Source organism: Nonomuraea purpurea (assembly GCF_042650645.1).
GTDB classification, from domain to species: domain Bacteria; phylum Actinomycetota; class Actinomycetes; order Streptosporangiales; family Streptosporangiaceae; genus Nonomuraea; species Nonomuraea purpurea.
The window spans coordinates 304,811-325,998 of the sequence record NZ_JBHSBI010000006.1 but is presented as its reverse complement, the minus strand read 5'-3'; the positions used below and the strand labels follow the sequence as shown (position 1 = coordinate 325,998).

At 71.0% G+C, this 21,188-nt stretch carries 23 protein-coding genes; 18 read left to right on the top strand and 5 right to left on the bottom strand.

The genetic code is table 11. From position 1 onward, the window contains the following. The first annotated feature begins 13 nt into the window (after nt 1–13). The 5 genes from ACFOY2_RS15040 (at nt 14) to ACFOY2_RS15020 (ending at nt 3,226) form a co-directional block, all read left to right on the top strand. Nucleotides 14–139 carry a hypothetical protein gene (locus ACFOY2_RS15040; RefSeq protein WP_379528604.1) on the top strand — a complete coding sequence of 42 codons (126 nt, stop codon included), beginning with the start codon at nt 14–16 and terminating at the stop codon, nt 137–139. A 69-nt stretch (nt 140–208) separates the two neighbouring features. Beyond that, nucleotides 209–907 carry a ThuA domain-containing protein gene (locus tag ACFOY2_RS15035; protein WP_379528603.1) on the top strand — a complete coding sequence of 233 codons (699 nt, stop codon included), beginning with the start codon at nt 209–211 and terminating at the stop codon, nt 905–907. Next, entirely contained in the window at nt 892–1,977 is a 1,086-nt protein-coding gene (locus ACFOY2_RS15030) for a Gfo/Idh/MocA family protein (protein WP_379528602.1), read from the top strand. Before ACFOY2_RS15035 ends, ACFOY2_RS15030 begins: the two co-directional genes overlap by 16 nt. Before the next feature lie 88 nt (nt 1,978–2,065). Continuing rightward, the gene (locus ACFOY2_RS15025; RefSeq protein WP_379528601.1) at nt 2,066–2,518 is read left to right on the top strand and encodes a hypothetical protein; all 453 of its coding nucleotides are present in this window, start codon (nt 2,066–2,068) and stop codon (nt 2,516–2,518) included. Nucleotides 2,519–2,692: 174 nt separating this feature from the next. Then, on the top strand, nt 2,693–3,226 hold the full coding sequence (locus ACFOY2_RS15020) for a phospholipase (protein ID WP_379528600.1): 534 nt from the start codon (nt 2,693–2,695) through the stop codon (nt 3,224–3,226). An 82-nt stretch (nt 3,227–3,308) separates the two neighbouring features. Here ACFOY2_RS15020 and ACFOY2_RS15015 read toward each other — a convergent pair whose 3' ends face one another. Together ACFOY2_RS15015 and ACFOY2_RS15010 are read right to left on the bottom strand one after the other, a co-directional pair. Continuing rightward, entirely contained in the window at nt 3,309–3,965 is a 657-nt protein-coding gene (locus ACFOY2_RS15015; protein WP_379528599.1) for a dienelactone hydrolase family protein, read from the bottom strand. Beyond that, nucleotides 3,962–4,831 carry an alpha/beta fold hydrolase gene (locus ACFOY2_RS15010; protein ID WP_379528598.1) on the bottom strand — a complete coding sequence of 290 codons (870 nt, stop codon included), beginning with the start codon at nt 4,829–4,831 and terminating at the stop codon, nt 3,962–3,964. Before ACFOY2_RS15010 ends, ACFOY2_RS15015 begins: the two co-directional genes overlap by 4 nt. 297 nt (nt 4,832–5,128) lie before the next feature. On the opposite strand from ACFOY2_RS15010, the gene ACFOY2_RS15005 reads away from it, so the two are divergent. From ACFOY2_RS15005 to ACFOY2_RS14980, 6 genes are all read left to right on the top strand, one after another. After that, a complete protein-coding gene (locus ACFOY2_RS15005; RefSeq protein WP_357817021.1) occupies nt 5,129–5,284 on the top strand; it encodes a hypothetical protein in 156 nt (51 codons plus the stop codon). Nucleotides 5,285–5,297: 13 nt separating this feature from the next. Beyond that, entirely contained in the window at nt 5,298–6,128 is an 831-nt protein-coding gene (gene pqqB / locus ACFOY2_RS15000) for a pyrroloquinoline quinone biosynthesis protein PqqB (protein WP_379528597.1), read from the top strand. Further along, nucleotides 6,125–6,796, top strand: a complete 672-nt coding sequence (gene pqqC, locus ACFOY2_RS14995; RefSeq protein WP_379528596.1) for a pyrroloquinoline-quinone synthase PqqC — start codon at nt 6,125–6,127, stop codon at nt 6,794–6,796. The genes pqqB and pqqC overlap by 4 nt, the downstream gene beginning before the upstream one ends. After that, nucleotides 6,793–7,032, top strand: a complete 240-nt coding sequence (gene pqqD / locus ACFOY2_RS14990) for a pyrroloquinoline quinone biosynthesis peptide chaperone PqqD (RefSeq protein ID WP_379528595.1) — start codon at nt 6,793–6,795, stop codon at nt 7,030–7,032. The genes pqqC and pqqD overlap by 4 nt, the downstream gene beginning before the upstream one ends. After that, nucleotides 7,029–8,102 carry a pyrroloquinoline quinone biosynthesis protein PqqE gene (gene pqqE / locus ACFOY2_RS14985; RefSeq protein ID WP_379528594.1) on the top strand — a complete coding sequence of 358 codons (1,074 nt, stop codon included), beginning with the start codon at nt 7,029–7,031 and terminating at the stop codon, nt 8,100–8,102. Before pqqD ends, pqqE begins: the two co-directional genes overlap by 4 nt. 250 nt (nt 8,103–8,352) lie before the next feature. Beyond that, nucleotides 8,353–8,925 (top strand): helix-turn-helix transcriptional regulator, encoded by a 573-nt coding sequence (locus ACFOY2_RS14980; RefSeq protein WP_379528593.1) that lies wholly within the window; start codon nt 8,353–8,355, stop codon nt 8,923–8,925. A 20-nt stretch (nt 8,926–8,945) separates the two neighbouring features. Here ACFOY2_RS14980 and ACFOY2_RS14975 read toward each other — a convergent pair whose 3' ends face one another. Next, complete coding sequence (locus ACFOY2_RS14975) at nt 8,946–9,938, bottom strand: LuxR C-terminal-related transcriptional regulator (RefSeq protein WP_379528592.1); 993 nt, start codon at nt 9,936–9,938, stop codon at nt 8,946–8,948. Between the two features lie 153 nt (nt 9,939–10,091). Between ACFOY2_RS14975 and ACFOY2_RS14970 the strand changes: the two genes are divergently transcribed. Beyond that, a complete protein-coding gene (locus tag ACFOY2_RS14970) occupies nt 10,092–10,262 on the top strand; it encodes a hypothetical protein (protein WP_379528591.1) in 171 nt (56 codons plus the stop codon). Nucleotides 10,263–10,381: 119 nt separating this feature from the next. Further along, complete coding sequence (locus ACFOY2_RS14965; RefSeq protein ID WP_379528590.1) at nt 10,382–12,877, top strand: polysaccharide lyase family 8 super-sandwich domain-containing protein; 2,496 nt, start codon at nt 10,382–10,384, stop codon at nt 12,875–12,877. Between the two features lie 21 nt (nt 12,878–12,898). Here ACFOY2_RS14965 and ACFOY2_RS14960 read toward each other — a convergent pair whose 3' ends face one another. Together ACFOY2_RS14960 and ACFOY2_RS14955 are read right to left on the bottom strand one after the other, a co-directional pair. Then, nucleotides 12,899–14,269 (bottom strand): MFS transporter, encoded by a 1,371-nt coding sequence (locus ACFOY2_RS14960; protein ID WP_379528589.1) that lies wholly within the window; start codon nt 14,267–14,269, stop codon nt 12,899–12,901. A 182-nt stretch (nt 14,270–14,451) separates the two neighbouring features. After that, nucleotides 14,452–15,363, bottom strand: a complete 912-nt coding sequence (locus ACFOY2_RS14955; RefSeq protein ID WP_379528588.1) for a LysR family transcriptional regulator — start codon at nt 15,361–15,363, stop codon at nt 14,452–14,454. Between the two features lie 153 nt (nt 15,364–15,516). On the opposite strand from ACFOY2_RS14955, the gene ACFOY2_RS14950 reads away from it, so the two are divergent. From ACFOY2_RS14950 to ACFOY2_RS14930, 5 genes are read left to right on the top strand one after another with little or no spacing between them, the layout of a single operon-like run. Next, nucleotides 15,517–17,925 (top strand): CaiB/BaiF CoA transferase family protein, encoded by a 2,409-nt coding sequence (locus ACFOY2_RS14950; protein WP_379528587.1) that lies wholly within the window; start codon nt 15,517–15,519, stop codon nt 17,923–17,925. Then, nucleotides 17,918–18,688: a crotonase/enoyl-CoA hydratase family protein gene (locus ACFOY2_RS14945; RefSeq protein ID WP_379528586.1), complete on the top strand. Its 771-nt coding sequence runs from the start codon at nt 17,918–17,920 to the stop codon at nt 18,686–18,688. Before ACFOY2_RS14950 ends, ACFOY2_RS14945 begins: the two co-directional genes overlap by 8 nt. Next, the gene (locus ACFOY2_RS14940) at nt 18,685–19,848 is read left to right on the top strand and encodes a thiolase family protein (RefSeq protein ID WP_379528585.1); all 1,164 of its coding nucleotides are present in this window, start codon (nt 18,685–18,687) and stop codon (nt 19,846–19,848) included. Before ACFOY2_RS14945 ends, ACFOY2_RS14940 begins: the two co-directional genes overlap by 4 nt. Before the next feature lie 10 nt (nt 19,849–19,858). Continuing rightward, the gene (locus ACFOY2_RS14935) at nt 19,859–20,227 is read left to right on the top strand and encodes a Zn-ribbon domain-containing OB-fold protein (RefSeq protein ID WP_379528584.1); all 369 of its coding nucleotides are present in this window, start codon (nt 19,859–19,861) and stop codon (nt 20,225–20,227) included. 42 nt (nt 20,228–20,269) lie between these two features. Further along, nucleotides 20,270–21,181, top strand: coding sequence for a LysR family transcriptional regulator (locus tag ACFOY2_RS14930; RefSeq protein ID WP_379528583.1), 912 nt, complete (start codon nt 20,270–20,272; stop codon nt 21,179–21,181). Nucleotides 21,182–21,188: the final 7 nt, after the last annotated feature.

The window sequence follows — 21,188 nt, the reverse complement described above, 5'->3', positions numbered from 1 at the left end:
GTGAGGTGGAGAGTTGTCCGAGTTCCTGGCTGCGGTGCTTGCCAAGGCCGCCATGATGCTGCTGGAGGCGCTGATCATGCGCTTCGTGCAGAGCCTCGCCGCGTCGATCTTCACGCCCGCGGGGGTGCGGTTCGCCTGAACCTTCGTCGATCGTTCCTGATCGGGTACGACGATGAGAGTCGTTGACCCCTGAGCGATTGGCGAAAGCATGACCCAAGCGAGAAGGGCCCTCGTGGTGCGGGGCGGCTGGGAGGGGCATGTCCCCGTGGCGGCCACCGACCTGTTCGTTCCCTTCCTCGAAAAGCACGGGTTCGAGGTGCACCGTGCGGATTCCCCCGCACCGTACGCGGACTCCGCGTTCATGTCCGGTGTCGATCTCGTCGTGCAGTGCTACACGATGGGCACCATTGAGCAGGCGGAGCTGCGCGGGCTGGAGGCCGCCGTCCGCGCCGGCACCGGCATGGCCGGCTGGCACGGCGGCATCGCCGACTCCTTCCGCAACTCCTCCGACTACCTGCACTTGATCGGCGGGCAGTTCGCCTGCCATCCGGGCAGACACCCGGACGAGAGGCGGGGTTCCGAGACCGACAACTTCGTGCCCTACACCGTCACCATGCTGCCCGAGGCGAGCGCCCACCCCATCACCGAGGGCATCGCGGACTTCGACCTCGTCACCGAGCAGTACTGGGTGCTGACGGACGACTACGTCGACGTGCTGGCGACCACGACGCAGCAGGTCAGATCGTGGGACCCCTGGCACAGGGAGGTCACCTCGCCGGCGATCTGGACCCGCCGGTGGGGCGACGGGAAGATCTTCGTCACCACCCCTGGCCACAGCCTCGACGTTCTGCGGAACGACAGCGTGCGCACGATCATCGAGAGGGGAATGTTGTGGGCCAGCCGGTGAACGTGGGTGTCGTCGGGTGCGGAGCCATCTCGGCGCAGTATTTCCAGACCATCGAACGGCTGCCGCGCCTGCGGGTGGCGGCCGTGGCCGACCTGGACCTCGACCGGGCGCGGGAGGCGGTGCGCCCCTACGCGGGCGTCGACGTGCTCGGCGTGGCCGAGCTGATGGCTGATCCGAGGGTCGACGTCGTGCTCAACCTGACCATCCCCGCCGCCCATGCCGAGATCGCGCTGCGGGCCATTGACGCGGGCAAGGACGTCTACTGCGAAAAGCCCCTCGCGGCGGCCAAGACCGACGCCGAGCGGGTGCTCCTCGCGGCCGACGCCGCCGGGGTGCGGGTGGGGTGCGCGCCGGACACCGTGTTGGGGACGGGGACGCAGACCGCCCGCAAGGCCATCGACGACGGCCTCATCGGCAGGCCGGTCGCCGCGACCGCGACCATGATGACGCCCGGCCACGAGCGCTGGCACCCGAACCCCGACTTCTACTACGTCCCCGGCGGCGGCCCGCTGCTCGACATGGGCCCGTACTACATCACCAGCCTGGTGACGCTGCTCGGGCCGGTCGCGAGCGTCATCGGCGCGGCGAGCCGCCCCCGTGCCAAGCGCACGATCGGCTCGGGCCCCCGCCAGGGGGAGGAGATCCCCGTCACCGTGGACACCCACGTCACAGGGGTGCTCGTGCACACCTCCGGGGCGCTGTCCACGCTGGTGATGAGCTTCGACGGGGTCTCCACCAAGTCGCCGCACATCGAGGTGCACGGTGAGAGCGGCTCGCTCGTCGTCCCGAACCCGAACCACTTCGACGGCGACGTGCTGCTGTCGGCGGCCGGGGACGCCGACTGGCGCCCGCTCCCGGAGTCGGCCGGCTACCTGGGCGCGGGACGCGGCGTCGGCCTCGCGGACTTCGCCTCCACCCCCGCGGGCACGGAGCCCAGGGCGGGCGGGGCGCTGGCCTTCCACGTGCTCGACATCATGGAGTCCCTCCTGGCCTCCGCCCATTCGGGGGCGGGGGTGCGGATCGCGAGCACGTGCGAACGCCCCCTGCCCGTGCCGCTCCAGGACGCGTAAGAACGCCCGGGCCCGTCCCCGTCCTGGGGGCGGGCCACGTTTACCGCCCCGGTGATCGGGAAACGCGGGAGCCGTGAGACTGTTCCAGATGGGGAACACGGCGCGCGGCCTCCTGACGGCCGCCATCGCCTGTGTGGTGGCCACCCCTGCCGCCGTTTGGTGGCTCGTGGGCGATCTGAGCGCGCCCGTCCCGGCGGGCACCCCGCTCGACTACACGCTGCGCCCGCCGGCGCTCCCCGCGTGGGCGGAGTGGGTGATCGGCATCGTCGCGGTGCTGGTGACGGGCGTCACCCTGGTGCTGCTGGTACGCGCCTCCCGGCGGAGCCGCTTCGACCCCCGCTGGTGGGCGGCGCTCGTGCCGGCGTTGACCGCGGGCGCCCTGGCCGGGCTCGGCTGGCGGGTCGTGACCGCCGGGACGATCGGGCCCAACATCGGCGCCGGGCTGGCGCTCATGCTGGGCGTGCCCTTCGTCGCGCTGCTTCTGCTGTGGGTCATCGGCTGGTCGGCGCACCTTCTGCGGTCCCGCAGGGCGATCCGCTGACGAGCTCATTGACAGAATGGAGACCCCTTGTAAAGGGCCATCTTCGGCGAACACTCCAAAGGAAATTGAGCGAGATCTGCTTCCGCGTTACCCGGCATTTCGCTTCATCGTTGGATCGTCAGGCGAAGCTTGCCTCGACACCTTTCCGGCCCCGGGCAAGAGAAGCAGGTTCTCATGGTTGGACGTTCCCTCGCCGCGCTAGCCACCGTCACCATCTCCGTCACCACCGCAATGGCGATCGCCGCACCGGCCCATGCGGCGGTGACGGTGGAGCAGAAACTCGCCGCCCTTTCCCAATTCAGCCAGTCCACCTCGGCCAGTGCCTCCGCCTGGCGCAGCGCCTGGCAGAACCAGGGGGCCTGGGCCGACTACACCTTCGACTGGTCCACCGACCTCTGCTCAAGCAGCCCCGACCAGCCGCTCGGCTTCGATTTCCGCATGTCCTGCCGGCGGCACGATTTCGGGTACCGCAACTACAAGGCCGTGAGCCAATTCCCGGCCAACAAGGATCGCATCGACAACGCTTTCCACTTCGATATGCTGCAGGTTTGCAACGGATACTCCGGCGTGTCCAAGGCCACCTGTGAAGGGCTCGCCTGGACGTACTACCAGGCGGTCAAGCAGTTCGGGAACCTGCGCGTGACCAAGGAACAAATCGAAGAGGTCCAGCGCGAGGCGAAACTGAACGCGCAGACCGCTGACTCCTGAACGAACAAGGCAGCTCGATGAAAGGCGCCTGAACGAGGCGGGGTCGCCGACCGGCGGCCCCGCCCTCGTGGAAGGGCGGGCTTCACAGATGCGTGCCGAACCAGTCCGTGGCCAGCCGGGCCACCTGCTCCAGCGCCCCCGGCTCGGCGAACAGGTGTGACGCGCCCGGCACGATCTCCAGACGCACCTCCCCGGCCAGTTGCCGCATCGCCCACCGGTTGAGGTCGATGACCACCGAGTCGTCGCCGCCGACGATGAGCAGGGTGGGCTGGCGGACCTCGCCGAGGGCGTCGCCGGCCAGGTCGGGGCGGCCCCCTCGCGAGACGACGGAACGGACGGCGGCGGGCCGCCGCGCCGCCGCGACCAGCACGGCGGCGGCGCCGGTGCTGGCGCCGAAGAGGCCGACGGCCAGGTTGCCGGTCCTGGGGTCGGTCCCGGCCCAGTCGGTCAGCGCGGCCACGCGCCCGGCGAGCAGGCCGATGTCGAACCTGAGCTCGGCGGTCACCACGTCGTGCTCCTCTTCCTCCTCGGTCAGCAGATCGGCCAGCACGGTGACCAGGCCGGCGGCCTGGAGCTGGGCGGCGACGTAACGGTTGCGCGGGCTGTGCCGGCCGCTGCCGCTGCCGTGCGCGAACAGCACCACGCCGTGCGGCTCGCCCGGCGTGGCGACGTCGGCGTTCAGCACCACGTCGCCGACCGGGATCCGCACGCTCTCCTCTGCGATGTTCGTGATCGTCACCTCCCCATCGGGTCGAAGAACTCCCGCACGTGCGCCGCGACGCGTCCGGGGGCGCCGCGCCCGTTCACCGGCGCCTCGTGCGCGACGCCCCGCAGGACGACGCGCTCGGCATGCGGCACCGTCGCCTGGAGGGCGTCCATGGCCTCGTGGACCGGCGGCGGGGTTCTGTCGCCGTGCATCAGCAGCAGCTCCGCGCGCAAGTCGGCGAAGCCGTCGCTGGAGGCCATCTCGTGGAAGATCTGCACGTCGAAGCGTTGCAGGGGAATGAGGCCCGGGATCGACTCCTCGCCGGGGCCCGCCGCTCTGCGCTGCCGGCGGAAGTATCGGTTGAGCTCGAACACGAGAAGCCGGCGTGGCAACCTGTCCGTCCAGCGGTCGGCGCGCACGCCCTTGAGGAAGGTGACCATCGCCTCCGCCAGCTCGCCCCGGCCCATCTCGCGCTCGAACCTCGGGATCCACGACAGGTCGTAGGCGCCGTACATGGACAGGGCCGGCTCGTACACGGCGATCTTGTCGATGTTCGGCGAGGACAGGGCGGCCTGGAGCGCGATGAGCCCGCCGGAACTGTGCCCGAACACCAGCCGCGCGCCGGTCTCGGCCAGGACGGCGTCGAGGTCCTCGCACTCGGCGGACATGCGATAGCCCTCGCCGGGCGGCCCGCTGAGGCCGCGCCCGCGCCGGTCGTGCGCGTACACGGTGAACGACTCGGCCAGCGCCTGTGCCAGCTCCATGTAGTGCTCGGCGGTGAGGTAGCCCCCGGTCACCAGGAGCAGGCCAGGGCCCTCGCCCAGTCGCCGGTAGCCGATCGTCGTCCCGTCCGCCGAGGTGACCGTGCCGGTGGTGTACGGGGTCAATGTCCCTGCCAACGTCGACCTCCTTAGCGCCGCTAAATTGCTACGGCTCAAGGCTGGCTTAGCACCGCTAAGCTGTCAAGCGCCAACATCGTGTCCGGTTCAGGATGGAACGTCCATCACCCGCCCCAACTACCCGGGCCTCGGGAGATCGGACACCCCGAAGTGCAAAAGGTGCGCCACGCGCCCTTCTCGCCCCTCCAGTGGGCCTTGTCCAGAGCTGGGTAGGGGAGGCGTCGGGTGGACATTGACGCCCGCGCTCTTGGGTGGTCATGTCGTTTGTAACACCCTACGGAAGGCAGGTGCACGCGTATGTCCCAGCCGAAGGAACAGGGCAAGAAGCAGCCTCGCAGGATCCACGAGAAGAAGGTCAGGACCCGCGGCGAGGAGACGACCTGGCACAAGCCCGACTACCAGGTCGTCGAGGCGTCGATGGAGATGTCGGCGTACTTCCTGGCCACCAGGTAACCCGGGAGTCGCCGTGCGACTGCAGGTGCTCGGCACCGCGGCCGGTGGCGGCGTGCCCCAGTGGAACTGCGCGTGCCCCGGATGCTCCGGGGCGCGCGCTCACCCGGGCCGCCGCCGGCGCCACGCCAGCCTCGCCGTTCAGACGGACGACGGATGCCACGTCGTCAACGCCACCCCCGACATCGCCGACCAGATCGAGGCGTGCGCGTGGCTGCGTCCTGGCCCCGGCCCTCGGCAGTCACCGCTGAAGGGCGTGATCCTCACCGACGCCGAGCTCGACCACACGATCGGCCTGCTGCGACTGAGGGAGGCCGACACGCTGGAGGTACGCGCGACGCCGGCCGTCCGGCAGGCGCTGGGGCCCTTCGCCGACCTCCTGCGGCCCTACCTCCAGCTCTCCTGGGCCGACGCCGACACGATCCCGGTTTCCGGCAAACGGCCCCGCTACGCCGCCGACGCCCCCGAGTCCGCGAGCTCCGCAGGCTGGGTGTCGGCGCTGCGCCTCACCGACGGGGCCGCCACCGTGATCTACGCTCCCGCCATGGGCGTGTGGCCCGACGAACTGGACGCGGCCTGCGCCGCCGCCGACTGCGTGATCATCGAAGGCACGTTCTGGGACGACGACGAGCCCCGCCGTACCGGGATCTCCGCCAAGACCGCCACCCAGATGGGCCACCTGCCGATCACGGCCACCATGGAGCGCCTGTCCCGGCTGCCGGGCCGCTGCCTCTACACCCACCTCAACAACACCAACCCCCTCGTGGACCCGGCTGCCGAACAGCACAAGGTGCTGGCCGAGCTGGGCGTCGAGGTGGCCGCCGACGGGATGGTGATCGACCTGTGAACGCTTTCGAGGCGGAGCTGCGTGCCGTACCGGAGAAGCGCTACCACCACCTGCACCCGTTCAACCAGCGCATGCACGCGGGCGAGCTGAGCCGCGACGAGCTGAAGGGCTGGATACTCAACCGCTTCCACTACCAGCGGCACATCCCGATCAAGGACGCGTTCATCCTCGGCAAGCTGACCACGCCCGAGCTGCGCCGGATGTGGCTGCGCCGGATCCAGGACCACGACGGCGTCAAGCCGGGGGAGGGCGGCATCGAGCGCTGGCTGCGCCTCGGCGAGGCCGCCGGGCTCGACCGCGACCTGCTGCTGTCGGGCGAGGACGTGCTGCCCGGCGTGCGGCTGGCGGTCGACGGATACGTGAACCTGTGCCGCAACGGCACGGTGCTGGAGGCCGTGGCCGCCTCGCTGACCGAACTGTTCGCACCCGACCTGATGCGTACGCGGATCGCCGCCTTCGAGCGCCATTATCCGTGGATCGACCAGGAAGGTCTGCGCTACTTCCAGATCCGTGTCTCCCAGGGTCGCCAGGACGGCGGCGAGGCCCTGGGCCTGGTTCTCGACTGGGCGCAGAGCCGTTCCGACCAGGAGAAGGCCGTCGCGGCGCTGCGCTACAAGTGCGACGTGCTGTGGGCGCTGCTGGGCGCTGTGGACGGGGCTTACCGATGACCTGGCGACCGGTGCTGTCCCGTGCCGCGATGCTCCGCCACGATCCGGTACGTCAGGCGGACCTGCTCATCGTGCCCGAGCGGATCGTCGTGCTGAACAAGGAGGCGGCGGCGATCGTCGAGCTCTGCGACGGGCAGCGGACCGTGGCGGACATCGTGGCCGAACTCCCCGAGGGCGTGGAGGCCGACGTGGTGGAATTCCTCGATCGTGTGCGCGCGGAAGGGTGGGTGCGATGAACCCGCCGTGGGCCATGCTGGCCGAGCTGACGCACGCGTGCCCGTTGCGGTGCCCGTACTGCTCCAATCCCACCGAGCTTGCCGCCAGGTCGAGCGAGCTGGGCACCGGGGAGTGGCAGCGGATCATGGAGGAGGCGGCGGCGCTGGGCGTGGTGCACGCGCACCTGTCCGGCGGCGAGCCGCTGCTCAGGGGCGACCTGGCCGCGATCGTGGCGACGGCCGATCGGGCGGGCGTCTACACCCAGCTCGTCACCAGCGGCGTCGGGCTGACCGAGCGCCGGTTGGGCGAGCTGGCCGAGGCGGGGCTGCGTAGCGTGCAGCTCTCGGTCCAGTCGGCCACGGCGGAGGAGTCGGATCGGATCGCCGGGGTCAGCTCGTTCGCGCGCAAGGAACAGGCGGCGGCCGTCGTGCGGGCGGGCGGCCTGCCTCTGGGGCTCAACGTGGTCCTGCACCGGGCGAACCTGGACGCCGTGGGCGAGATCATCGAGCTCGGGCTGGCCTGGGGCGTGGAGCGCATCGAGCTGGCCAACACCCAGTTCTACGGTTGGGGCCTGCTCAACAGGGCCGCGCTGCTCCCCACGAGGGAGCAGCTCGCCCGCGCGGAGGCCGTCGTCCAGGAATATCGCGAAAAAGCAGGCATTGAGCTGATCTGGGTGATCCCCGACTACTTCGACGGCGTCCCCAAACCCTGCATGGGCGGATGGGGCGCGATCTCGATCACCGTCGCCCCCGACGGCCGGGTGCTGCCCTGCCCGGCCGCCTACACCCTGCCGCTCGACCTGCCCAACGCCCGCGACCGCTCGCTCGCCTGGATCTGGGAGCGCTCACCCGCCTTCACCGCCTACCGGGGCACCGCCTGGATGACCGGGCCCTGCGCCGGCTGCCCGCGTCGCGAACGCGACTTCGGCGGCTGCCGCTGCCAGGCCTACGCCATCACCGGCGACGCCGCCCGTACCGACCCGGCCTGCGCGCTCTCCCCGGACCACCACCTGATCACCGACCTCGTCGGGGGCGGCGCCTGGACGTACCGGCGACCCGCCCCGACGCATGTCGGGCGTTTCCCCGACTGAAGGGAAAGCCGGTAACGCGGTTGCATGGTAGCGATCGCCCGACATGGAGGCCCTTGATGACGGAAGAGCAGAGACGGCCGGACGACCCGGCCACGTGGTCCGAGACCTGCGGCAAGCTCGGGCAAGTGTGGGGCCGCTGGCCGGATGGTGCCACCGCAGGCTCATGCGTGCGGGCAGGCTTGTCCTCATCCCCGGTCATCGCGGAGATTCGTCCTCGTCACCGTGGAACGCGGTGCGTACGGAGGGACCCGTGGAGGACAACGTGCCGCAGACCACGATCGGCTACACGGTCGTCGTCAACCTCGAAGAGCAGTACGCCGACGTCCCAGGGGAGAGCGGCACGGGATACGCGATCCGCGTGCTCGTGGACGGCGCGCGCAGCATGGAGACCGGAGCCCCGCTGACCGCCGCCGCCTGGTACCGGGCGGCGCTCGGCCTGCTGGCGGACGCTCCGGAGCACCAGGGCCTCCGGCCCGGTCTGCTCCTGGCGCTGGCCCGGTCGCACGCACGAGCCGGCGAACTCCCCGAATGCCGGGCAACCCTGGCACAACTGCACGCCCCCGATACTCCTGGTCAGAATAGGCCGTATCAGGTGAGCCAGCGGGAGTTCGAGATCGCGACCCTGGTCACAGAGGGGCGGACGAATCATCAGATAGCTCGCCAGTTGATGGTGAGCCACAAGACGGTGGAGACGCACCTGGCCAGGATCTTCGCCAAGGTGGCCGTCTCGTCCCGTGCCGAACTCGCCGGCCTGGTCGGCAGAGCCCGCATCGTGGCCAGGCCCCGGCGGAAGACACGGGCCGAGACGGACGTCGCCCGATGAGGGGCGCCTGCCCGGCTCGGCTAGTCGGCGAGCCAGCCGGCCTGCGCGGCCAGGACGCCCGCCTGGAATCGGCTCCTGGCGTTGAGCCGGGACATCAGTTCGGCGGCCAGCCGGCGGGTGGTGCGCAGCGAGATGCCGAGCCTGCGGGCGCAGACCTCGTCGGTGTTGCCCTCGGCCATGAGCCTGAGCAGGGAGAGCTCCTGGCGGCTCGGCCGGTCGTGCGCGCGTTCCCTGGCGGCGCCGAGGGGCGCGGCCTCGTCCCAGAACTTCTCGAAGAGCGCGCACAGAGCGGTGATCACGCTGCCCTGACGCAGGATCATGGCGCCTCGGGCCGTCTCGCTGACGTTGACGGGAAGCAGCGCCTGCCGCTTGTCGAAGATGATCATCCGGAGCGGGACGACGGGGATGGTGCGGATCGCCGCCCCCTGTCCCGTCAGCCATTTCACGTAGGCGAGGGTGGAGGGGTCGTTGGCCAGGCTCTCCAGGTAGATCGACCGCATCTGCACGCCGCGGGACAGGACGGCCTGGTCCTGGGGCCTGCTGCTCTCCATGTTCTCCTTCGTCTGGGGGCCGCCGTCGACGAAGGCCATCACGTCCGACACGCATTCGCGTCCGAGGGCCTCGATGTGCGTTCTGATGTCGTCCAGGCCGGACAGGTACTTGATGTCGCCTCGGCCGTTGCCGCCGCCGTACTCCGCGATCAGGTCGCCGATGGCCGCGCGCCCGGCGGCGATCGCCTGCTGGCGCTGGAGCAGGTCCGCCTCATGGCGGGCGAGCAGTGAGGTGAGGCTGATCTCGGGGTCCACCACGTGCACCTGGCCCGGCCTTTCCCAGGACGGCTGGATCAGGCCGAGCCGGGTCAGTTCGCCGAGGGCGCCGTGCACGGTTGCGGGGAGCAGGTGTGTGCGCTCGGCGAGGTCGTCCACGACGACCCCCGGCTCGCGCAGGACGACGCGATAGACGGACTCGGCGTCGACGCTGAGGCCCAGCGCGGCGAAAAATCCCCGTGTCATAGGTCAACTATGTCCAACAACCTCGAGTTCGGGCATCAAGGTGCCAGGGCAACATGCTGACAGCCGCAAATGCTGACATATCCGGTACGGTTCCTCGAAACTCTTCGCGACTGGGTTTCTTGACGCGGATCACTACGAGGAGCCGGACATCTCATGAGGAGAGCCATTCTGCTGTTCGCGGCCGTCGCCCTCACCGGCGTGACGCACGCGGCCACGCCGGCGAGTGCGAGCCCGCTGGCCGGCAGTTGTCCGCCCAAAGTGGAGTGCGATCCCACCAGGGCGAACCTCGGTTGGCAGGACGATCCGACGAGCCCCAATCCCTAGCTGACCCCGATCTTGAGTTTGGTGTCCGGCTCAACGCGGAGTTCCTGGGCTGGGAAAAAGGGATCATGTATGGTGAGCGCGGCATATCCCCCCATGGCCTGGAGCCCGCTGTGCCGCACATGTCCCGTCGCCAGGTTCTCTCCCTGCTCCCCGCCGCCGGTCTGCTCACCGTAGCCTCTCCCGCGCGTGCCGCGGCGGGCACCGATCACGCGCGCCTGCTCGCCAACACCGTGGCGATCTTCGCGGGCACCCCGGACGTCAACGCCCGCCCGGAGGTCGCGGGCAAGCTGGCGGCGATCGTCAGGACGGCCAGGCAGCGGCTGACCGCGATGGACCAGGCAGGCGACGGCGAGTTGTTCACCGGTCTGCGGCTCGGCGCCGACGACGCCAACCTGCGGCTGGCCTACCAGTACCTGTACGAGATCGCGCTGGCGACCCGCACCCCGGGCGGCGAACTCGACGGTGACGCCCCCGCCCAGCGGCGGGTCGTGGACGGTTTGACGTGGTTGCACGAGCGCTACTTCGGCGACCAGTCGAAGGGCTACTACGGCAACTGGCACAGCTGGGAGATCGGCATCCCCACCCACGTGAGCAGGACGATGGCCCTGCTGGCCGAGCGGTTGAAGCAGGAGCGTCCTGAGCTGGCGGCGACCTACATCGCCTCGATGGACGCCTACCTGCGCAACGGCAAGGACGGCGACGTCGACCTCGACTCGCGCTTCCACACCGGGGCGAACCTGGCCGACATCGCCGGCAACCGCATCCTGCAGGGCGCGCTCACCGGCGACGACGCCCGTGTCGGCAAGGCCATCGCCGACCAGAGCACCGTCTTCGCCACGATCGATCCGTACAACCTCCAGCACGGGGTCACCGACGGCTACTACCGCGACGGCTCCTTCATCCAGCACCATTCGGTCGCCTACACCGGCTCGTACGGGCGGGCCCTGCTGACCCGTGTCGTGCAGACGCTCAAGACGCTCGAAGGCGCGACGGACGACGGCGGCTCCGACCTGGCCGGCGTGGTGTACCGCTGGGTCGCCGACGGCTTCGCCCCGCTGATCTTCGAGGGCTGGATGATGGAGATCGTCAAGGGGCGGGCGGTCTCGCGCACGGCCACCGGCTACGCCGACGTCGGGGTGATCGTGGAGGCCGTCGCCGATCTGGCCGATCACGTCGAGGACGCCGGCGCTCTCGCCCTGAAGAAGTACCTCAGGTTCCTGCCGGACGCCGACACGGCCGCGTTCGTCTCGCCGATCAGCATCGCCCGTTACGCGGCCATCCGCGCAGACTCCGCCGTCCCGGCCGCCGACCTGAACCCGCCCGCGCGCTGCGTCGCGTTCAACGCCATGGACAGGACCGTCCACCGGCGCCCCGGGTACGCCTTCGCTCTGGCGCGCAGCTCCGACCGGATCAGCAAATACGAGTACATGAACGGCGAGAACCTCATGCCCTGGTTCCAGGGCGACGGCGCGTACTACCTCTACCTCGCGGGCGAGGACCAGCGCGAGGTCTTCGGCGTCGACTACTTCACGGCCGTCTCGCCGTACCGGCTGGCCGGGGCGACCGCGCCGGTGGAGGAGCGGCGCACGGTGCCCGACCTGTACGGCCGGTTCTGGTACGAGAACCCGGGCCACCCGCTGAACTTCACCTCCTCCTCGGAGTCCCAGAACACCTACGTGTACTTCCCCGTCGGAGGGAACGTCTTCTCCGGCGGCGCGACGCTCGGCGCCTACGGCGCGGCCGGCATGGTCCAGTCGGACGACGCCGCCTACACCGCCAAGCAGGCGGGCACCCTGCCCGACGACTTCGTCGCCTACCGCAACGCCCGCGGGACCAAGTCCTGGTTCATGTTCGACGACGAGATCGTCGTGCTCGCCGCGGGCGTCTCAGGCCAGGGCGGACGCGACGCGGTGACCACCGTCGACAGCCGTATCGCCGCGCCCGGCGACGCGGTCGCGCTCACCGGCGAGGGCTGGAACGGCCGTGCCTGGCGGACGGGCGACACGACGCCGCCGCGCTGGCTGCGCTACGCCAACGACACGCGCGGTACCGCGATCGGCTACGCCTTCCTCAGCAGGCAGCGCGTCGCGGCCGGGCTGGAGACGGTGACGCGCAGCCAGAGAGTCGTGCGCACGTCCAACCCCGACACGAACGTGACCAAGAACGTCTTCACCGCCTCGGTCACCCACCCCGCCGCCGGTGACGTCCCCGCCCTCGCCTACGCCCTGGTCCCGAACGCGACCGAGGCCCGCCTGCGTCGTTACGCGCGTGGCCCGCTGTCCGTCCTGGCCAACAGCGAGCACGTGCAGGCGGTCGAGCACAAGAGCCTCGGGATCGTCGCCGCCAACGTCTTCGCCGCCGGCCCGCGCCTGGCAGGGCGGCTGCTCATCGACGGCCCGGCCTCGGTCATCGTCCAGTCAGGCGAGCGCACGGTCGTGGCCCTGTCCGACCCCACGATGAAACGCGAGCACGTCTCCGTCGTCCTGCCCGGCGCGCCCCTCAGGCTCGTCACGGCCGACGAGGGAGTGACGGTACGGCGCGTGCCGGGCGGCACCCTGGTCCAGGCGACGACCCGGCACGCCCACGGCCGCTCCTTCACCGCGTCCCTGAAGTGACCGGCGGATCAGCCCGCCCGCTCAGGCGGCGATGTCCGTCAGCGAACGGTCGCGGGTGCGGACGCCGAGGCGGATGACGCCGGCGGCGACCAGCAGGAGCCCCACCATCACGAACGACGCCGTCCGAGCCCCGAACTCGGTGAGCACCGGCAGCACCACGAGCGGGGCGACCGCGCCGCCCAGGTGGCCGACCCCGTCCGCGATGGCCGAGGCCGTGCCCCGCGCCCGGGTCGGGAACACCTCGGCGGTGTAGGTGTAGGCGGGCGTGGCCATGAAGGCGATGCCGAACGAACTGAGCAGCGCCCCGGCCGTGGCGACCGCTTCGCCCAGGTTGAGGGTGATGAGCAGCAGGGACGCCGCGAACACCAGGGTGCCGATGACGACCATGGTGCGCCGTTCCATCCGCTCGACCAGCGCCACGACCACGAGACCGGACAGCAGCGGCATGGCGCGGGTGAGCACGCTGACGAAGACGGCGTCGGAGGTCGAGATGCCGATGCCTTCGAGGATGAGCGGCAGGTAGCTGGCGTAACCGTACATGGAGATGTAGAAGGCGAACCAGAAGCCGAGCACGATGAGCATCCGGCTCCGGTACGGCGGCCGGAACAGGGCACGAGCCGGCAGCTTGTCGTCGGCGGCGGCGGTTTCGCCGGAGGCGTCGTGGACGGAGACGGCGCCGCCAGGAGGCAGGCCGACGCGGGTCTCCATCTGGCGGACGATGTGGTCGGCCTCCTCCCGCCGGCCCATCGCGACCAGCCAGCGCGGCGACTCCACCAGCGCCCTGTCGTTGATCAGCGGCAGTACCAGGAGCACCAGGCCGCCGAAGGCGAGCAGGTAGCGCCAGCCGCTGGACGAGGCGGCCAGCACGGGCAGCGACGCGAATCCGGTCACCAGGAGCAGCACCGTGCCGACCATGTAGAGGCGCGACAGGTAGCCGCCGCGCTGGTTCTTGGGCGCGAGCTCACCGATGTAGGCCGAGCAGAGCGCGAGCACCGCGCCCATGCCGCAACCGGTCAGGAACCGGAAGAACGTCAGCGACCACACGTCCCACGAGAACGCCGTGAGGAATCCGCCCAGGCCGAGCGCGGCGATGGTCAGCGCGAGGCCCTTCTGCCGGCCGTGCCGGTCGGCGATGTGCCCGAAGGCGTACGCGCCGACGCAGTAACCGACGAGGTTCCACGTGACCGGGTACCCCAGCTCGGCCCCTGTCAGCCCGAGTTCGTCACGCATGGAGGGCAGGGTGATGGTGAGGACGCCGATGTCGTAGTTGGCGAAGAAGAAGCAGAGCATGAGCGCGAACCACGCCGCGCGGCTGAGCCCGACCTTCGCCATGGCGTCGATCCGGGCGTCGACGTTCGCGGCCGACACGGCGGCTGGGGGTGTCTGAGACATCGTGGCCTCCTTGGGGGGTGGAGCGAACGCTCCGCTGCGGTTCCTGGACACGAGCGGTGAACGTTCACACCGTGGGATGAAGGCGGTGAAACGTGGTGGTGTGCGTGGAACCGTAAGCAGGCCGCGTGGCCGGTGACCATTGCCGTTTCGCGCATGGGCATGTACGCGAACCCGCAACGTGCTCAGAGCGTCAGGGGGTGTTTCGCCCACTCCTGGCGTACCGCGTGGACGAGCTCACGGACGACGTCGCCCTTGCGCGCCCTGGATCGGTTCCAGGCCACCCCGAGCAGAAACTCCAGGTCGTCGCGTAGGGGGACGATCGCGAAGGCCGGGTCGTCGAAGATGCGGGAACTGCCGCCGTTGCGCGGGTCGAGCGTCAGCGTGACCCCGTGGTCGCGGCGAATGTGGCTGGCCAGCATGACCGCGTCGTTGTCGGGCATCTGGTGGAAGGAGGTGATGCCGGCGTTCTTCAGCCGCTTGTGGAGCAGGTTCACCGCGACGGGTTGAGGCGTGGGCGGGCCGATGGTCAGCGTGCGGTGCGCGAGGTCCCGCAACCTCAGCTCGGACGCGGCGGCCAGCGGGTCGTCGGCCCGCATCGCCGCGGAGAACAGGTAGCGCGCGACCACCAGACTGTCGAGTCGCGGCCGGTCCAGGGGCAGGTGGACGAGGGCCGCGTCGAGCTCGCCCCGCTCCAGGGCCGGCAGCAGCTCGGCGGACGGCGCCATCGTCGCCTCGATCGTGTGGGGGGCGAGCGCCTGCTCGGTCAGCGCCATGAACCGGTCCATCACCGCGGGCGGGCACAGGTGCGTGCCGCCCACGCGCGCCACCCGGCTCTTGGCGGCCACCTTGACCACGTCCTTCAGGCCGTCGAGCTGCTCCAGGATGACGCGGACCCGCTCGGCCAGGACCGCGCCGTCACTGGTGAGCTCCACCTGGTGGTAGCGGCGGACGAACAGGTCGACGCCCAGTTCCCGTTCGAGGTCCTTGACGGAACGGCTGACCGGCGAGGGCGTCAGGTGCAGCCGCTCCGCGGCACGACCGAAATGGAGCTCGTCGGCGACCGCGAGGAAGCACCGAAGCTGCTGTACGTCCATGACCTGGAGTTTCGTGATGGTCGATGCCGCGCGTCAACCGTGCACGTTGCCTATTCGGACGCGTGCCACGTTGCCGATTCGGACGTTTTCAGACCGGAATCGTCATGGCAGTCTCCCCCTCAGCATCCGTCGCACACAGTGGGGTGATCGACCATGTCCGCAACCGGGGACCCTCCCCTCGCCGGTCTCCGTGTCATCGACCTGGCCGACGGCAAGGCCGAGATGTGCGGCCGGTTCCTGGCCGACCTCGGCGCCGACGTCATCCGCGTCGAGCCGCCCGGGGGCGCGGCAACCCGGCGGCGGGAGCCGCTGCACGATGGTGTGAGCCTCTACTTCGCCACGCACAACGCGGGCAAACGCGGCATCACCCTCGACCTGGGGGACCCGGCCGATCGCGACCGGCTCCTCGGGCTGGCCGCCGGGGCCGACTTCCTCATCGAGACGGAACGGCCAGGCACCCTCGACGGGCTCGGCCTCGGCGCGGACGCGCTGCTCGCGCGCAACCCCGCGCTCGTCGTCATCTCGATCACCGACTTCGGGCAGAGCGGGCCGTACCGGGACTGGGCCGGCACCGACTGGACGCACCTGGCGCTCGCGGGCGTGTTGTCACGTTCCGGGATCCCCGGTCGCGGGCCGGTCATGCCGCCGGGGCCGCTGGCGTACGAGTCGGCGGCCGTCCAGGCCGCGTGGGCGGGCCTGCTGGCGTACACGAACCGGCTCGACACCGGACGCGGCGACCACGTCGACTGCTCGGTGTACGAGATGACCGCCCAGGTCCTGGACCCCGGCTTCGGCATCGGCGGCTCGGCCACCGGCGGCGTGCCGGCCACGGAACTGCCGCGCGGCCGTCCCGACGCCGGCAAGCTCTACCCGATCTTCCCCTGCGCCGACGGGTACGTGCGGATCTGCGTGCTGGCCAGGCGGCAGTGGCGCGGCATGTTCGGCTGGCTTGGGGAGCCGGAGGAGTTCTCCGACCCGAAGTACGACACCCTCGCGGCCCGGCACGGCGCGTCCGAGCGGCTGCACACGCTGATCGCCGAGCTGTTCAGGGACAGGACCAGAGACGAGCTCGTGGCCCAGGGCCAGGAGCGCGGCGTGCCGATCGCGGCGCTGCTCGACCCGGGAGAGGTGCTCGCCGGCCCGCACTTCCTGGAGCGCGGCGCACTGCTCGACGCCGAGATCGCGCCGGGACTGACCGGCCGGCTGCCGTCCGGATACGTCGAGCTGGACGGCGTACGGGCCGGATTCCGGCACCGGGCCCCCGAGATCGGCGAGCACAACGACGAGGTCTTCGCCGAGTCGGCCGCGCCGGCTCCGCAGGACCCGATCGAGGGCGCCCCCCGTCGGCCGCTCGACGGGCTCCGAGTGCTGGACCTGGGCGTCATCGTGGTCGGCGCGGAGCTCGGACGGCTGCTCGCCGACCAGGGCGCGGAGGTCATCAAGATCGAGAGCCGCGCCTACCCGGACGGCGGCAGGCAGGTGCTCACGGGCGAGACCATCAGCGTCGGCTTCGCCTGGGGCCACCGCAACAAGCTCAGCGCCGGGATCGACCTGCGCTCACCCGAAGGACTGGAGCTCTTCAAACGGCTCGCCGCCGGCTCCGACGTGATCCTGTCCAACTTCAAGCCCGGCACGCTGGAGTCGCTGGGGCTCGGCTACGACGTCATCAGCGAGCTGAACCCGCGGATCGTCATGGCCGACAGCAGCGCCCTGGGCCCGACAGGGCCGTGGAGCAGGCGCATGGGCTACGGCCCCCTCGTCCGCGCCGCCACCGGGCTGACCGGGCTCTGGCGTGACACGGGCGTCGAGGCGGGGTTCTGCGACGCGATCACCATTTATCCGGATCACATCGCCGCGCGGGTCGGCGCCGTCGCCGTGCTGGCCGCGCTGATCAGGCGGCGGCGCACCGGGAAGGGCGGCACGGTCAGCGTCTCCCAGGCCGAGACCATCCTCACCCACCTGTCCACGAGCTTCCTGCGCGAGTCTCTGGAGCCCGGCACGTTCACCGCCCACGGCAACAGCGGCGAATGGGACGCGCCCCAGGGCGTCTACCCGTGCGCGGGAGACGACGAGTGGTGCGTGGTCAGCGTCGAGGACGACGCGCAGTGGCGCGGCCTGTGCGGCGTCATCGGCCGCGCCGACCTGCTCGCCGACCCTCGGCTGGCCACCGCCGCGGGCCGACGCGCGCACCGCGAGCTCGTGGACGCCGCCGTGACCGCCTGGACGACGGCCACCCCGCCCCGCCAGGCCATGGAAGGGCTGCAGGCGGCGGGCGTGCCGGCCGGGACGATGCAGCGGGTGATCGAGTACCTCGACGACCCCCAGCTCACCGCCCGCGCGTTCCTGCGAGAGATGCGCCACCCGCACATCGACCACGCCCTGCGGACCGAGAACGCCCCGGCGACCTTCCGCGGGGTGGCCGACCCAGAACTGCGCCCGGCTCCCCTGGCGGGGGAGCACACCCGGGCCGTGGCCACGAAGCTGCTCGGCCTGGCCGAGCCGGAGATCCAGGCGCTCATCGAGGCGGGCGCGCTGGAGGAACCAGGAGTTGACCATGGGTGAGCCCGCCGCGCTCGTCGAGCGCCGCGACCACATCATGTTGATCACATTGAACCGGCCCGAGGCGCGCAACGCCGTCAACAGGGCCATGACCCAAGCCGTCGGCCAGGCCCTGGACGAGGCCGCCGCGGACACCGCGATCCGGGCCGTGATCCTGACCGGGGCAGGGGACAAGGCGTTCTGCGCCGGCGCCGACCTGAAAGAGGTGGCCCGCGGCGAGTTCTCCACCGAAGGGTGCCAACCGCACTGGGGTTTCGCCGGCTGCGTGACGCACCCGATCGCCAAGCCGGTCATCGCCGCCGTGAACGGCTTCGCGCTCGGCGGCGGCACCGAGATCGCCCTCTGGGCCGACCTGGTGGTGGCCTCGGAGACCGCGCGGTTCGGGCTTCCCGAGGTCAAGCGGGGCATCATCGCCGGCGCGGGCGGCGCGTTCCGCCTGGCCGCGCAGCTGCCGACCAAGGTGGCCATGGAGATCCTGCTGACCGGCGAGCCCGTGACCGCCGCCGACGCCCTGCGCCTCGGCCTGGTCAACCGGGTCGTCCCGCAGGAGCAGGTGGTGCCGGCCGCGCTCGCCCTGGCCGAGACGGTCGGCGCCAACGCGCCGCTCGCCGTGCAGGCCATCAAGCGCATCGCGCGCGGCATCTCCGAACAGGACGCCTGGGAGCGGACCGCCGCGGAGTCGGCCGCGTTGATGCGCTCGGCGGACGCCAAAGAGGGGCCGCGCGCCTTCGCCGAGAAGCGCGCCCCCGTGTGGGAGGGCCGATGAAGCGCGCGCCCGTCATCGCCGGTCTCGGCCTCACCGAACTGGGCAAGGTCTACGGCAGGACCGCTCCCGAGTTCGCCGCGCAGGCCGTACGGCTGGCCGCCGCCGACGCGGGCCTCGACCTCCACGAGGTGGACGGCCTGCTGACCAACACCGGCATCACCGCCGACGTCGGCCTCGGCCTCCAGCGCGACCTCGGGCTGCGCCACCTGCGGCTGCTGTCGGAGGTGCAGGCGTACGGCTCGTCGGCCGGCGCCATGGTCCAGTACGCCGCCATGGCCGTCATGTCGGGCATGGCCGACGTGGTGGCCTGCGTGTTCGCCGACGCCCCGCTCAAGGACAGAGCGTCGGGCGGCGGCGCCGCCTACGCCGCCGCGGGCCGGCATCCGACCGGCTGGCAGGGCCTGACCGCCGCCTCGGGCATCTACAGCGCCAACACCATGTACGCGCTGGCCGCCCGCAGGCACATGCGCGCCTACGGCACCACGAGCGAGCAGCTCGGCCACATCGCCGTCGCCCAGCGCGCGTGGGCCGCGAAGAACCCCCTGGCCCAGCTGCGCGACCCCATCACCGTCGAGGACCACCAGAGCTCCAGATGGATCGCCGAGCCGTTCCACCTCCTCGACTGCTGCCTGGTCAGCAACGGCGGCGTCGCGGTCCTCGTCACCTCCGCCGACCGGGCCGCCGGCCTCGCCCAGCCCGCCGTGCACATCCGAGGCTGGGGCCAGGCGCACCCCGGGTACGTCATGGGCAAGGACAGCGAGTTCGGCCTGGTCAGCGGCGCGACCCTGTCAGGCCCCACGGCGCTGAAGATGGCCGGGATCACCATCGCCGACATCGACGTCGCCGAACTGTACGACTGCTACACCTACACCGCGCTCATCTCTCTGGAGGACTACGGCTTCTGCGCCAAGGGCGAAGGCGGGCCCTTCGTCGCCTCCGGCGTGCTCGGACCGGAGGGGAGCCTGGCCGTGAACACCGGCGGCGGCCAGCTCTCCTCCTACTACATGTGGGGCATGACCCCGCTGTCCGAAGCCGTCATCCAGGCCCGAGGCCAGGGCGGCGACCGCCAGGCGCCCCGCAACGACATGATCCTCGTCAGCGGGAACGGCGGCATACTCGACCACCACTCCACCCTCGTCCTCAGCCCGCACGCGCGATAGGAGCCTGCCGATGCCCGTGGGAATCGTCCACCGCGACGCGGCCACCGCCGAGTTCTTCGACGGCGCCGCCCGCGGCGAACTGCTGATCCGGCGCTGCGGCGCCTGCGGCGGCCACTCCGCGCCGCAGGCGCGCACCTGCCCGCACTGCGCCTCGCCCGAGCTGTCCTGGACGGCCTCGGCCGGAACGGGCGTGGTGGTGAGCTGGTCCGTGGTGCACGGCAAGAGCGGGCCGCCGTTCGCGGTCGCGATCGTCGAACTGGACGAGGAACCGTGGATCCAGGCCCAGATCACCGGGGAGGTGTACGGGGGAATGCGGGTCCGCGTCGCCTTCGAGCACCCCGAAGGGGGCGAGGCCGTCCCGGTGTTCCACCCGGCCTGAGCCTGCGGGGGCCCGTGAACTCCGGGCCGATACCCTGGCCAGGTGGACATCCAGCAGCTTCGCTACTTCGTGGTCGTGGCAGAAGAGCTCCACTTCGGCCGCGCCGCCGAGCGGCTGCACGTGACGTCCTCCCCGCTCAGCCGGCGCATCCGCGAACTGGAGAAGGAGCTCGGCCACGACCTGTTCGACCGCGGCTACCACCAGGTCGAGCTGACCCCGTTCGGGCGGACGTTCCTCGACCCGGTCCGCGACGTCCTGACCCGCTTCGACGCGCTGCCCGAGCTGGCCGCCGGAGCCGCGCCACCGCCCGCGGTCGTCCGCGTGGGGGCCACTCCGCTCGCCTCCACCCAGGTCCTCGACCTGGTCCTGGAGACGTTCGCCGAGGTCAGCCCCGGGATCGAGCTGCCGGTGACGCTGGAGCCCTCCGCGGGGCTGCTCAGCCTCCTGTCGGCGCGCAAGCTGGACATCGCCGTCGTCCACCTGCCTGTGGACGCGGGCGAGCTCGGCAGCCTCGCGCTCGCCGAGTACCGCATGGCCGTCGCCATGCGCGCCGACGACCCGCTCGCCGGCCTCGACCGGGTCACCCTGGCCGACCTCGCCGACCGGCAGATGCTGCTCACCTCCCACAAGGTGCATCCGCTGGTGATGAACGGGGTCCGCGACCACCTGCGCGCGGGCGGCGTCACCCGCATGCGTGAGCTGCCGCACAACGACGCGGTCCAGGTCGCCGCGCACGTCACACACTCCAGAGCCCTGGCGCTGACCACGTTCAGCACCATTTCGGGCCGCATATTCGGCGAGCTGGGCCTGGTTCTGGTGCCGTTGCACGACCCGGGTCTGCACTTCCGGCTCGGCGTCGTCTGGCCCGTGAGCGCGGAAGCCCGCGGCGGCCCGCTGAGGAAGGTGCTCGACGCGCTGCGCGAACGACGCGGCGACGCTCCCATCGTTCTGTGACGATCCT